The 11,657-nt window shown below is 65.0% G+C and carries 11 protein-coding genes and 3 pseudogenes; 12 read left to right on the top strand and 2 right to left on the bottom strand.

From position 1 onward, the window contains the following. The 8 genes and pseudogenes from ACOMG5_RS16760 to ACOMG5_RS16725 form a co-directional block, all read left to right on the top strand. Window positions 1–115 (top strand): annotated as a pseudogene (locus ACOMG5_RS16760) (IS3 family transposase); the annotation flags it as partial. Continuing rightward, a pseudogene (locus tag ACOMG5_RS16755) lies at window positions 114–383 on the top strand (integrase core domain-containing protein); the annotation flags it as partial. The pseudogenes ACOMG5_RS16760 and ACOMG5_RS16755, both read left to right, overlap by 2 nt. Before the next feature lie 450 nt (window positions 384–833). Then, window positions 834–2,366, top strand: a complete 1,533-nt coding sequence (locus ACOMG5_RS16750) for an acyl-CoA carboxylase subunit beta (protein WP_420344930.1) — start codon at window positions 834–836, stop codon at window positions 2,364–2,366. Window positions 2,367–2,406: 40 nt separating this feature from the next. Continuing rightward, a complete protein-coding gene (locus ACOMG5_RS16745; RefSeq protein WP_420344929.1) occupies window positions 2,407–2,808 on the top strand; it encodes a DUF6497 family protein in 402 nt (133 codons plus the stop codon). Between the two features lie 244 nt (window positions 2,809–3,052). Continuing rightward, window positions 3,053–3,181, top strand: coding sequence for a hypothetical protein (locus tag ACOMG5_RS16740; protein WP_420344928.1), 129 nt, complete (start codon window positions 3,053–3,055; stop codon window positions 3,179–3,181). A 162-nt stretch (window positions 3,182–3,343) separates the two neighbouring features. Further along, complete coding sequence (locus ACOMG5_RS16735; RefSeq protein WP_420344927.1) at window positions 3,344–3,730, top strand: hypothetical protein; 387 nt, start codon at window positions 3,344–3,346, stop codon at window positions 3,728–3,730. Window positions 3,731–4,067: 337 nt separating this feature from the next. Further along, window positions 4,068–4,277, top strand: a complete 210-nt coding sequence (locus ACOMG5_RS16730) for a hypothetical protein (protein ID WP_420344926.1) — start codon at window positions 4,068–4,070, stop codon at window positions 4,275–4,277. A 138-nt stretch (window positions 4,278–4,415) separates the two neighbouring features. After that, window positions 4,416–6,419, top strand: a complete 2,004-nt coding sequence (locus ACOMG5_RS16725; RefSeq protein ID WP_420344925.1) for an acetyl-CoA carboxylase biotin carboxylase subunit — start codon at window positions 4,416–4,418, stop codon at window positions 6,417–6,419. Between the two features lie 41 nt (window positions 6,420–6,460). Here ACOMG5_RS16725 and ACOMG5_RS16720 read toward each other — a convergent pair whose 3' ends face one another. Continuing rightward, entirely contained in the window at window positions 6,461–6,901 is a 441-nt protein-coding gene (locus ACOMG5_RS16720) for a DUF4174 domain-containing protein (RefSeq protein ID WP_420344924.1), read from the bottom strand. Between the two features lie 117 nt (window positions 6,902–7,018). On the opposite strand from ACOMG5_RS16720, the gene scpA reads away from it, so the two are divergent. Genes scpA through ACOMG5_RS16700 form a run of 4 tightly spaced genes read left to right on the top strand, consistent with a single transcriptional unit; the run spans window position 7,019 to window position 11,382 of the window. Beyond that, window positions 7,019–9,145, top strand: coding sequence for a methylmalonyl-CoA mutase (gene scpA, locus ACOMG5_RS16715; RefSeq protein WP_420344923.1), 2,127 nt, complete (start codon window positions 7,019–7,021; stop codon window positions 9,143–9,145). A gap of 44 nt (window positions 9,146–9,189) precedes the next feature. After that, entirely contained in the window at window positions 9,190–9,666 is a 477-nt protein-coding gene (locus ACOMG5_RS16710) for a GNAT family N-acetyltransferase (RefSeq protein ID WP_420344922.1), read from the top strand. A 17-nt stretch (window positions 9,667–9,683) separates the two neighbouring features. Beyond that, window positions 9,684–10,391: a TerB family tellurite resistance protein gene (locus ACOMG5_RS16705; protein WP_420344921.1), complete on the top strand. Its 708-nt coding sequence runs from the start codon at window positions 9,684–9,686 to the stop codon at window positions 10,389–10,391. Beyond that, complete coding sequence (locus ACOMG5_RS16700) at window positions 10,372–11,382, top strand: endonuclease/exonuclease/phosphatase family protein (RefSeq protein WP_420344920.1); 1,011 nt, start codon at window positions 10,372–10,374, stop codon at window positions 11,380–11,382. Before ACOMG5_RS16705 ends, ACOMG5_RS16700 begins: the two co-directional genes overlap by 20 nt. 150 nt (window positions 11,383–11,532) lie before the next feature. On the opposite strand, the pseudogene ACOMG5_RS16695 reads toward ACOMG5_RS16700, so the two are convergent. Next, window positions 11,533–11,657, bottom strand: a pseudogene (locus tag ACOMG5_RS16695) (IS3 family transposase); the annotation flags it as partial.

Below are 11,657 nucleotides of genomic sequence, written 5' to 3'. Positions count from 1 at the left end.
CGTCATCGACGATGTCACCAAGGAGAGCTTGGCCGCGGTCGTCGACACCTCGATTTCCGGCCGCCGCGTTGCCCGAGAATTGACGGCACTGATCGCGCGGCGCGGAAAGCCCGGTGGCGGAAGCAGGCATCGAGCCTTCAGTCGGCAGTGTCGGCGACAGCTACGACAACGCGCTGGCCGAGACGATCAATGGGCTGTTCAAGGCCGAGGTCATCCATCGTCGCGGGCCTTGGCGCAGTTTCGAAGCGGTGGAATATGCCACACTCGAATGGGTGGACTGGTTCAACAACCGTCGCCTGCTGGAGCCGATAGGAAACATCCCGCCCGCCGAAGCAGAGGCCAACTTTTACGCGGCTCTGGACGCTGAACCCGTGGCCGCGTAACTAACCGAAATCAGCCTCCGGCAAACCCGGAGCGGTTCAAATCGTTGGCATTTCTCTCGCGTGGAAACTGAAGATGGCTGCCTGAGCCTTCTTTGAAGAAGGAGAATTACCGGGGGTGGCGTGGGCTGCCCGTCCGCCCCGAAGGCCGGGATAAGTGATGGGGCTGCTATGCAATATTTATATAAATTATTGATTAATTGTAATTTTTGTAAAACTTAGGGGTGATTTCTGTCGTCACAAGTGCCGCCGAAATCGCGAAGATGCGAGTCAATGGACTACCGCTTAAATGTTTCAGCTCGACTCTGGCTCCGCTCGACAGGTCGGATAAGAAATTTGCATGATTGCAATTCGCACCATTGATCCCCAAAAAAATTTGCAAATTTTCTCCATTTCGCTTTGTAACATTCTTGCGTGGAGCTAGTGTTCCGCCAAACTTCTGGAGGGGAATCCATGAAAGATATTCTGAGCGAGCTCGAGCAGCGCCGTGCCGCGGCGCGCCTCGGGGGCGGGCAGCGTCGGATCGAAGCCCAGCACAAGAAGGGCAAGCTGACCGCGCGCGAGCGGATCGAGCTCCTGCTCGACGAGGGCTCGTTCGAAGAATTCGACATGTTCAAGGCGCATCGCTGCGTCGAATTCGGAATGGAGGCGGAGAAGCCCGCGGGGGATGGCGTCATCACCGGCTGGGGCACGGTCAATGGCCGCATGGTCTATGTCTTCTCGCAGGACTTCACCGTTTTCGGCGGGTCGCTCTCCGAGACCCATGCCGAGAAGATCTGCAAGATCATGGATATGGCGATGCAGAACGGCGCCCCGGTGATCGGCATGAACGATTCGGGCGGCGCGCGGATCCAGGAGGGCGTGGCCTCGCTCGCGGGCTATGCCGACGTTTTCCAGCGCAACATCATGGCCTCCGGCGTGGTGCCGCAGATCTCGCTGATCATGGGGCCCTGCGCGGGCGGCGCGGTCTACAGCCCGGCGATGACCGACTTCATCTTCATGGTGAAGGACACGTCCTACATGTTCGTCACCGGCCCGGATGTGGTGAAAACGGTGACCAATGAGGTCGTGACCGCTGAGGAGCTGGGGGGCGCGTCCACCCATACGAAGAAATCCTCGGTCGCCGATCTGGCCTTCGAGAATGACGTCGAGGCGATCGCGGAGACCCGCCGCCTGATCGATTTCCTGCCGCTCTCGAACCGCGAGAAGGCCCCTGTGCGCCCCTTCTTCGACGATGTGGCCCGGGTCGAAGCCTCGCTCGATACGCTGATCCCGGCGAACCCGAACCAGCCCTATGACATGAAGGAGCTCATTCTGAAGATCGCCGATGAGGGCGATTTCTATGAGATCCAGAAGGACTTCGCGGGCAATATCATCACCGGATTTGTCCGCATCGAGGGGCAGACGGTTGGCATCGTCGCGAACCAGCCGATGGTTCTCGCGGGCTGCCTTGATATCGACAGCTCGCGCAAGGCTGCACGCTTCGTGCGCTTCTGCGATGCGTTCGAGATCCCGATCCTGACCCTGGTTGATGTGCCCGGCTTCCTGCCCGGTACCTCGCAGGAATATGGTGGCGTCATCAAGCACGGCGCGAAGCTGCTCTTCGCCTATGGCGAGGCGACGGTGCCGAAAGTTACGGTGATCACTCGCAAGGCCTATGGCGGCGCCTATGACGTTATGGCCTCGAAGCACCTGCGCGGCGATTTCAACTACGCCTGGCCCTCCGCGGAAATCGCGGTGATGGGCGCGAAAGGCGCGGTCGAGATCCTGTATCGCAGCGAACTCGGCGATGCCGAGAAGATCGCGGCCCGCACCAAGGATTACGAGGACCGCTTCGCCAACCCCTTCGTGGCGGCCGAACGCGGCTTCATCGATGAGGTGATCCAGCCGCGCTCGACCCGTCGCCGGGTCGCACGCGCTTTCGCCTCGCTGCGCAGCAAGAAGCTCTCCAATCCCTGGAAGAAGCACGACAACATTCCGCTCTGAGGGGCGCGGAATGGGGCGCGGGGCCGGGCGGTTGGGTGTCATGAGAGGGGTGGTTTGCGCCGCCCTGACGATGCTCTCGCTTGCCTGGCCCGCCTCCGCCCGGGATGCCGCGATCGCGGTGCCGTCCGGGGAGGAAATCCACTGGATCGAAACCCTGCACGACACCCAGGGGCCCGAGGGCCTCACGCTGCGGTTCCGGTTTCTCGCTCCCGCCATCGGGGGCGCAAATCCGGTCTCCGCCGAAGTCGCCCAGCAGGACATGGCGGCATTGTGCAACGATTTCGCACTGCCGCGCGTGCCGAGCCCGGGGCCTAAACCGGCGCAGATCATCATCTCGCTCTCGGAGCGTTCGGTACCTTTCGGGGAGGCGGACGAGGGCGTGGTGCAATACTTCGAAGCCTATTCCATCGCTGATGGAAGTTGTGTGTGGGAATTGTTCTGATGCGTGATGCGGTTCGGGCAGAAGCGGGGCAGGGCGGGCGTGATTCGCTTCGCGCAGCGCCGTCTGCTGCGAACATTCATGCGACTGATGCATTCGCGCCACATCGGCATTGCATTGTCGATCACGGCTTCAACCTCCGGAAAACGCAATATATCGTGGCCGTGGGTCGGAATTGTCCGACTCATGGCATGATTGGGGAACCGGACTTTGGGGTAACCTGCGTCTGGCCTCACTGGAGTAAGAAATGTCGAAAGCTCTCATCGCTGTCGCTCTCGTCGCCGTTGTTGGCGTTGCTGCTTGCGCGAAGAAAGAACCGCCGCCGGCTCCGGCGCCGGTCACCACCGAACCGGCTTACACCGGCAAGTACAAGTAATAGCGCGCGGGGGCAGGGCCTGGCCGCTGCCCCCGGCCTTCCCTTGCGTTCCGGTGCGCGGCATTTGCCCGCCGGACGCAACCTCCTCATCGCAGTCTCCCGCGCAATCCGGTTGCGCCGCTTCCCCCGCCCGTGCGATCCCGCACCGCAGGAGGTTGCAGCATGATCAAACACCGCGGCTTTCCCGGGCGCCTGCCGGGAACAGATTTCCAGTTTACCATCCGTCGTGCCAACAAGGCGGGCGCGACCAAGATCATCCGCCGTGAGCGGTTCAGGGACCGTGCCGCGCCGGACCGGCGCGCCGATGCGGGCTTTATGGCCGCGCTGTGGGACTATTTCGGCGAGGAGCCGTTCGAGCGCGGCAATCTCGATGCCGGGCGGCTTTCCTGGCTGATCGGGCGCGAGGTGGTGGCCGCCGAGGAGCCGTTCGAACCGGCGTCCTATAGCCAGCTTCTGCGCATCGACGTCAAGCGCGCACAGGCATCCTTCCCCGAGGTCTTCGAAGACCCGGACGCCTTCGTCTGGGACGATGAAGAGGAGGAGGATTGAGCATGTCGCAGCCGCTCCTGCACGATATCCGGCAAATTGTTGCCTGCCTGCAGACGATGCGTGGATTTGGCTTTGCCAAAGCCGCGATCGAGTCGCAGTCTGATCGTGCGGATCGGTTGTCTCAGCGGGCGGCCGCTGCGCATCACATCCCTACCCCTTCCTATGCCTTGCGGTCCGGCGTCTGCGCCGGGCCGCATTTTTCGGCGGCGCTCCGCTGTCGGCAAGCCTGTGCCGATCGGCGCGGCGCAGATGGAAAAACGGGCGGTTCGGCCTTTTCTTCGGCGGCGCAGGCGCTAGATCTGAGGGGGATAACAACCCTCTATGAAGGCAACTTCACATGCGCAGCATTCTCGTTCTCTCTCTTCTCGCCGTCAGCACCCTCGCGGGCTGCATGGAAACGCAGGGCAACCGCGCGCTTGCGGGGGCCGGTGCCGGAGCACTCATCGCCGACGCGACGGATCAGAACATCGTCGCAGGCGCCGCGATCGGCGCGCTGGCCGGCGGCGCCAGCTGCAACGCCGGTATCGGCGGGCGCTGCTACCGCTGAGTGCGCAGCCGCCCCGGGCGGCACGGCGACAGCTATTGGATGCCATCGGGGCTGCATGCCCCGGTGGCATCTTTGTTTTCAACGATCTGAAGGAGAGGCGCGGGGCGCTGCCGCCCGCGTCAGAGGGAAAGGACTGACATGTTCAAGAAGATCCTGATTGCGAACCGGGGCGAGATCGCCTGTCGCGTCATCAAGACCGCGCGCAAGATGGGCATCCAGACGGTGGCCGTCTATTCGGATGCCGATGCCAATGCGCTGCATGTGAAAATGGCCGACGAGGCGATCCATATCGGCCCGCCGCCCGCGAACCAGTCCTATATCGTGATCGACAAGATCATGGATGCGATCCGCAAGACAGGCGCAGAGGCGGTGCACCCGGGCTATGGCTTCCTGTCGGAGCGGATGGATTTCGCCGCCGCGCTGGAGAAGGAAGGCGTCGTTTTCGTCGGGCCGCCGTCGCCCGCGATCGAAGCGATGGGCGACAAGATCACCTCGAAGAAGCTCGCGCAGGAGGCCGGTGTCTCGACGGTGCCGGGCTACATGGGCCTGATCGCCGATGCCGACGAGGCGGTGAAGATCTCGGGCGAGATCGGTTATCCGGTGATGATCAAGGCCTCCGCCGGCGGCGGCGGCAAGGGCATGCGGATCGCGTGGAATGCGCAGGAAGCCCGCGAAGGCTTTGAATCCTCGAAGAACGAAGCCGCGAACAGCTTCGGCGACGACCGGATCTTCATCGAGAAATTCGTGACCCAGCCGCGCCACATCGAGATCCAGGTGCTGGCGGACAAGCACGGCAATTGCGTCTATCTGCACGAGCGGGAATGCTCGATCCAGCGCCGCAACCAGAAGGTCATCGAGGAGGCGCCCTCGCCGTTCCTCGACGAAGCCACCCGCAAGGCGATGGGCGAGCAGGCCTGCGCGCTGGCCAAGGCGGTGGGCTATACCTCCGCGGGCACGGTGGAATTCATCGTCGACGGCAACCGCAACTTCTACTTCCTCGAAATGAACACCCGCCTGCAGGTGGAGCATCCGGTGACCGAACTGATCACCGGCGTCGACCTGGTGGAGCAGATGATCCGCGTCGCCAATGGCGAGCCGCTGCCGTTCAAGCAGGAAGACCTGAAGATCCACGGCTGGGCGATGGAAAGCCGGCTCTATGCTGAGGATCCCTACCGCAACTTCCTGCCCTCGATTGGCCGTCTGACCAAGTACAAGCCGCCGGTGGAGGGCCATACCGTCCGCGGTGGCACGGTGCGCAACGATACCGGCGTCTTCGAGGGCGGCGAGATCAGCATGTACTACGACCCGATGATCGCGAAGCTCTGCACCTGGGCGCCCACCCGCACCGAGGCGATCGAGGAGATGCGGCTCGCGCTCGATACCTTCGAGGTGGAGGGGATCGGGCACAACCTGCCCTTCGTCGCCGCTGTGATGGACCATCCGCGCTTCACCTCCGGCAACATGACCACGGCCTTCATCGCCGAGGAATATCCGGAGGGCTTCCAGGGCGTCACGCTCGATGCCGCCACCCTGCGCCAGGTCGTTGCGGCCACCGCCGCGATGAACCGCGTTTCGGAAATCCGCCTGTCGCGGATCTCGGGCACGCTGGGCAACCATGAGCGCAAGGTCGGCGACGAGTGGGTGGTGAGCCTGCAGGGCGAGGAATTCGCGGTCCATGTCCAGGCCGATCCGGATGGCTCGACCGTGACCTTCGCCGATGGCGCGAAGCTGCGCGTGGCATCCGACTGGACGCCGGGCAAGTCGCTCGCGGAGCTCCTGATCGATTCCGCGCCGCTGGTCCTCAAGGTCAACCCGATCCCGATGGGCTACCGGATCCGCGTGCGCGGCGCCGACCTGAAGGTCCATGTCCGCACGCCGCGGGCGGCGGAGCTTGCCAAGCTGATGCCCGAGAAGCTGCCGCCGGACACGTCCAAATTCCTGCTCTGCCCGATGCCGGGCCTGGTGGTGAAGATCAACGTGGCCGAGGGCGACGAGGTCCAGGAGGGCCAGGCGCTGGCCACCGTCGAAGCCATGAAGATGGAGAACATCCTGCGGGCCGAGCGCAAGGGCGTGGTCAAGAAGGTCAATGCCGCGCCCGGCGCGAGCCTCAAGGTCGACGATGTGATCATGGAGTTCGAATAAGTGGCGGCCGCCCGCGCCCCCGGGGTGGCTCTGCGTCCGGCCTACAGGCCGGGCGTGCGGCCGCCCTGCTGCGTGCGGATCTCCTCGCGCCGGATCGGCATTTTGTCGATGGCCTGGGAGATTTCGCGCGCATCGCGGGGCGTGGGGCGGCGCTGCGCTATGGAGCCGTCCTTCTCGATCAGCACGAGCGAGAAGCCGTGCGGACGCAGGGCCAGCCGGACGGCGCCCCGCGCCGCCGGATCGGTATCGGTGATCACCACGACGTCGCGTGCGGCGAGTGCGGGCCAGCCCGCCTCCAGCGCGCGCATCTGTTCGGCGAAGGCCGGGTCCGCCGGGCTGTCGGCAAAGACCACGACGGGACGCCGCGACCAGATGAAATCCTCGAGCCGGACATCGCTGCCGGAGATCGGGGCAAAATCCTGCGCCAGCGCCGCCGGGGCGATGCAGGCGACCAGCGCGGCCAGGCGGAGAATACGGGTCATCAGGGCCTCCTCTCCGTCAGATATAGGCGACATATCCCTTCCGTGCCACGTCCGGGGCGCGGAGAAATCAATGCGAGGCCGGGGCAGCGCCCGGGCGGTGGAGGAAAGGATCGTTCGATGACGACGAAAGAGGAATGGGCCAAGCTCGCCCAGAAGGAGCTGAAGGACAAGCCGCTCGACAGCCTGACCTGGAACACCCTCGAAGGGATCCCGGTGCAGCCCCTGTATACGGCCGAAGATCTCGACGGGCTGGATCATCTGGGCTCGCTGCCGGGGTTTGCGCCCTTCACCCGCGGCCCGCGCGCCACGATGTATGCCGGCCGCCCCTGGACGATCCGGCAATATGCGGGCTTCTCCACCGCCGAGGAATCGAACGCCTTCTACCGCAAGGCGCTGGCGGCCGGGCAGCAGGGCGTCTCTGTCGCCTTCGACCTCGCCACCCACCGCGGCTATGACAGCGACCACCCCCGCGTGGTAGGCGATGTCGGCAAGGCCGGCGTCGCGATCGACAGCGTCGAGGACATGAAGATCCTGTTCAACGGCATCCCGCTGGAAAAGGTCTCGGTCTCGATGACGATGAACGGCGCGGTGATCCCGATCCTCGCGAATTTCATCGTCACCGGCGAAGAGCAGGGCGTGGACCGCAAGCTGCTCTCTGGCACGATCCAGAACGACATCCTCAAGGAGTTCATGGTCCGCAACACCTATATCTATCCGCCCGAACCCTCGATGCGGATCATTGCGGATATCATCGAATACACCTCGGACGAGATGCCGAAGTTCAACTCGATCTCGATCTCGGGCTACCACCTGCAGGAAGCGGGCGCGAACCTCGTGCAGGAGCTCGCCTTTACGCTGGCCGACGGGCGCGAATATGTGCGCGCGGCGCTGGCCCGCGGCATGGACGTGGATGCTTTCGCAGGCCGGCTGAGCTTCTTCTTCGCGATCGGCATGAACTTCTTCATGGAGGTGGCGAAGCTGCGCGCGGCGCGCCTGCTGTGGCACCGGATCATGACGGAATTCGCGCCGAAGAAGGCCTCGTCGCTGATGCTGCGCACGCATTGCCAGACGTCGGGTGTATCGCTGCAGGAGCAGGATCCCTACAACAACGTCGTGCGCACGGCCTATGAGGCGATGGCGGCGGCGCTTGGCGGTACGCAATCGCTCCATACCAATGCGCTCGACGAGGCGATCGCGCTTCCGACCGATTTCAGCGCCCGCATCGCGCGCAACACGCAGCTGATCTTGCAGGAGGAAACCGGCATCACCCGTGTGATCGACCCGCTCGCCGGCTCCTATTATGTGGAGAGCCTGACGGCGCAGCTCGCCGAGGAAGCCTGGAAGCTCATCGCGGAAATCGAGGAGATGGGCGGCATGACCAAGGCCGTGGTTTCGGGTATGCCGAAGCTGCGCGTCGAGGAAACCGCGGCGCGCCGGCAGGCGATGATCGACCGCGGCGATGAGGTCATCGTCGGGGTCAACAAATACCGCCTGACGAAGGAAGACCCGATCGACATCCTCGACATCGACAATGCGGCGGTGCGCGACAACCAGATCGCGCGGCTGCAGAAGATCCGCGCAGCCCGGGACGAGGCGAAATGCCAGGCCACTCTGGCAGAGATCACCCGGCGCGCGAAAGAGGGCGGCAACCTTCTGGAGGCCGCGGTCGAAGCTGCGCGCGCGCGCGCCTCTGTCGGGGAGATTTCGTCTGCCATGGAAGAGATTTTCGGGCGCCACCGCGCCGAGGTGAAGACGCTGGCCGGGGTCTATGGCGCCGCCTATGAGGGCGACGCGGGCTTTGCCCAGATCCAGACCGATGTGGAGCAGTTCGCCCAGGAAGAGGGCCGCCGCCCGCGGATGCTGGTGGTGAAGATGGGCCAGGACGGGCACGACCGCGGCGCCAAGGTGATTGCCACCGCCTTCGCCGATATCGGCTTCGACGTCGACGTCGGCCCGCTGTTCCAGACGCCGGAGGAAGCGGCCGATGATGCGATCGACAATGACGTCCATGTCGTCGGGATCTCGTCGCTGGCCGCCGGGCACAAGACGCTGGCGCCGAAGCTGATCGAGGCGCTGAAGGCCAAGGATGCGGGCGATATCATCGTCATCTGCGGCGGCGTGATCCCGCAGCAGGACTATGAATACCTGAAATCCGCCGGGGTGAAGGCGATCTTCGGGCCGGGGACCAACATTCCCGCCGCCGCCCGCGAGATCCTCGACCTGATCCGCACCGCACGCAAATGAGGAAAGGGGGCTTCGGCCCCCTTTGCCATCCTGGGAGGGCCGCCATGATCATCCGCCCAGCCACCGCCGCGGATGCGCCGGCGATCCTGGCCTTCTGGAACCCGGTGATCCGCGACACGATGATCACCTTCTCCGCCACCTTGCACGATGCGGCGGGGCTTGCGGCGTTGATCGCGGCGCGGCCTGCCTTCCTGGTGGCCGAAGAGGCCGGGCAGATACTGGGCTTCGCGAGCTATGACCAGTTCCGCAAGGGCAGCGGCTATCTGCGCTCGGCCGAGCATACGATCATCCTCGCGCCCGCCGCGCGCGGCCGCGGCACCGGCCGGGCGCTGATGGCGGCGCTCGAGGATGTGGCGCGGGGGCAGGGGGTGCACCTGCTGGTGGCGGGCGTATCGGGGGAGAACCCCGCCGGGATCGCGTTCCATCAGGCCGTTGGTTTCGAGGAAGCCGGGCGCATGCGCGAGGCCGGGTACAAATTCGGCCGCTATGTCGATCTTGTGTTGATGCAAAAGCTACTCTGAGGCGTTATCCTCCGGGCATGGACAAACCACTCTCGCTCTGGAGCCGCATCGCGCAGGCCCTTGCGGCGCTTGCGCGCGGCGAAGGGCTTTCGGTCGTGTTCGACAGCCTGCGCGCGCCTCCCGAACGTTCCGTCGCCTTCACCATCGCGGTCATCGCGCTTGGCGCGAAGATGGCCAAGGCCGATGGTCAGGTCACCCGCGACGAGGTCACCGCATTCCGCCGGATCTTCCATATTCCGCCTGAGGAAGAGGGCCATGCCGCCCGCGTCTTCAACCTGGCGCGCACGGATATTGCGGGCTTCGATCATTACGCGCGCAAGATCGCCACGATGTTCGGGCCGGGCTCGCAGGCGCTGAAAGACGTGCTCGATGGCCTGTTCGAGATTGCCGTGGCCGATGGCCATTACCACGAGGCGGAGGAATATTTCCTGCGCGAGGTGGCGGGGATCTTCGGGGTGGAGGAGGCCTGCTTCCGCGCGATCCGGGCCGCGCATGTGACGGATGCCGAGCCCGATCCCTGGACGGTGCTGGAGCTGCCGCCCGGCACCCCGGTGGAGGAGGTGCGCCGCCACTGGAAGCAGGCCGTGCGCGAGGCGCATCCGGACCGCGCCATCGCGCGCGGCATGCCCGAGGAGGCCGTGCGCCTGGCCGAAGCGCGGGTGATCGCGCTGAACCGGGCCTGGGAGGCGATACGGGACGGCGGCCTTGCGCATAGCAACCTATAACGTCGAGTGGTTCACCAGCCTGTTCGACCGCCGCGGCCGGATCCTGGACGATGCGGAGCTTTCGGCGCGCTATGGGGTGAGCCGGTCGCAGCAGCTGGGCGCGCTCGGGATCGTGTTCACCGCGGTGGATGCGGATGTGTTCCTGATCGTGGAGGCGCCGGACAACAACGCCCATCACAAGACGGTGGAGCAGCTGGAGGCCTTCGCGCGCTATTTCGGCCTGCGTCAGCGCCGCGCCCTGATCGGCTTTCCGAACGAGACCCAGCAGGAGATCGCGCTGCTCTACGATCCGGATGTGGTCAGCGCCGTGCATGATCCGATGGAGGGCAGCGAGGAGGCGCCGCGGTTCGACCGCAGCCTGAAGATCGACCTCGATGTCGATGACCGGCTCGATGTGGTCACCTTCGGCAAGCCGCCGCTGGAGGCGGTGCTGCGGACGAAATCCGGCCGCGAGATCCGGCTGATCGGGGTGCATATCAAGTCGAAGGGGCAGCACGGCGAGCTGGACCCGGTCTCGCAGGTCCGCCTCGCGATCGAGAACCGGCGCAAGCAGTTGGCGGAATGCATCTGGCTGCGCCGGCGGGTGGACCAGTGCCTCGGCGCGGGCGATGCGGTGGTGGTGCTCGGGGATTTCAACGATGGTCCGGGGCTCGACGAATACGAGCAGCTGTTCGGGCGCTCGGGGCTGGAGATCGTGGTCGGCGAGGATCTGCCGCCGGAGCGGCGCCTGCGCGACCCGCATGTGCGGCTCCGGCGCGGGCATGCGGCGGCGCAGCCCTCCTCGGCGCGGTTCTATCTGAAGGATGCGGGTCAGTATTTCTCGGCGATGCTGGATTACGTCCTGGTCTCGCCCGATCTGTGCGTGCAGGCCCCGGCCTGGCGGATCTGGCACCCGTTCGATGACCCGGGCTGCTACAAGGTGCCGGAGCTGCGCGAGGCGCTGTTGCAGGCCTCGGATCATTTTCCGGTCAGCGTGGATCTTTCGCTCTGACGCGCTATCATCGGCCGATGAGGACCTTTGCCGCCGTCTTGCTGCTGGTGCTGGCCCTGAGCCCCGCCCGGGCGCAGGACACAGACGCGCACCCCGGCCTGATGGACCGGCTGCTTCAGGATATGCTCATCCTGACCTGCCACTGGTATTTCATCCAGCCGCGACCGGAGCCGGTAGCTGATTTACGCCTTTCGGCGTGGGATGAGCAATCGCCCGGCGCGCGGAACCCTCATCGCGTGCAGCGGGTCGGGCGATTGCGGTTGTCAGGTGCCGGG

The organism is Paenirhodobacter sp. (assembly GCF_041916475.1).
GTDB lineage: Bacteria > Pseudomonadota > Alphaproteobacteria > Rhodobacterales > Rhodobacteraceae > Rhodobacter.
Note: the sequence above shows the minus strand (reverse complement) of the source record. Positions and strands in the feature narration are given on the sequence as shown.

Bases quoted from the DNA above. Each gene is read 5' to 3' on its own strand.
- ACOMG5_RS16750 (WP_420344930.1), top strand. From the start codon at position 834: ATGAAAGATATTCTGAGCGAGCTCGAGCAGCGCCGTGCCGCGGCGCGC.
- ACOMG5_RS16745 (WP_420344929.1), top strand. From the start codon at position 2,407: ATGAGAGGGGTGGTTTGCGCCGCCCTGACGATGCTCTCGCTTGCCTGG.
- ACOMG5_RS16740 (WP_420344928.1), top strand. From the start codon at position 3,053: ATGTCGAAAGCTCTCATCGCTGTCGCTCTCGTCGCCGTTGTTGGCGTT.
- ACOMG5_RS16735 (WP_420344927.1), top strand. From the start codon at position 3,344: ATGATCAAACACCGCGGCTTTCCCGGGCGCCTGCCGGGAACAGATTTC.
- ACOMG5_RS16730 (WP_420344926.1), top strand. From the start codon at position 4,068: ATGCGCAGCATTCTCGTTCTCTCTCTTCTCGCCGTCAGCACCCTCGCG.
- ACOMG5_RS16725 (WP_420344925.1), top strand. From the start codon at position 4,416: ATGTTCAAGAAGATCCTGATTGCGAACCGGGGCGAGATCGCCTGTCGC.
- ACOMG5_RS16720 (WP_420344924.1), bottom strand. From the start codon at position 6,901: ATGACCCGTATTCTCCGCCTGGCCGCGCTGGTCGCCTGCATCGCCCCG.
- scpA (WP_420344923.1), top strand. From the start codon at position 7,019: ATGACGACGAAAGAGGAATGGGCCAAGCTCGCCCAGAAGGAGCTGAAG.
- ACOMG5_RS16710 (WP_420344922.1), top strand. From the start codon at position 9,190: ATGATCATCCGCCCAGCCACCGCCGCGGATGCGCCGGCGATCCTGGCC.
- ACOMG5_RS16705 (WP_420344921.1), top strand. From the start codon at position 9,684: ATGGACAAACCACTCTCGCTCTGGAGCCGCATCGCGCAGGCCCTTGCG.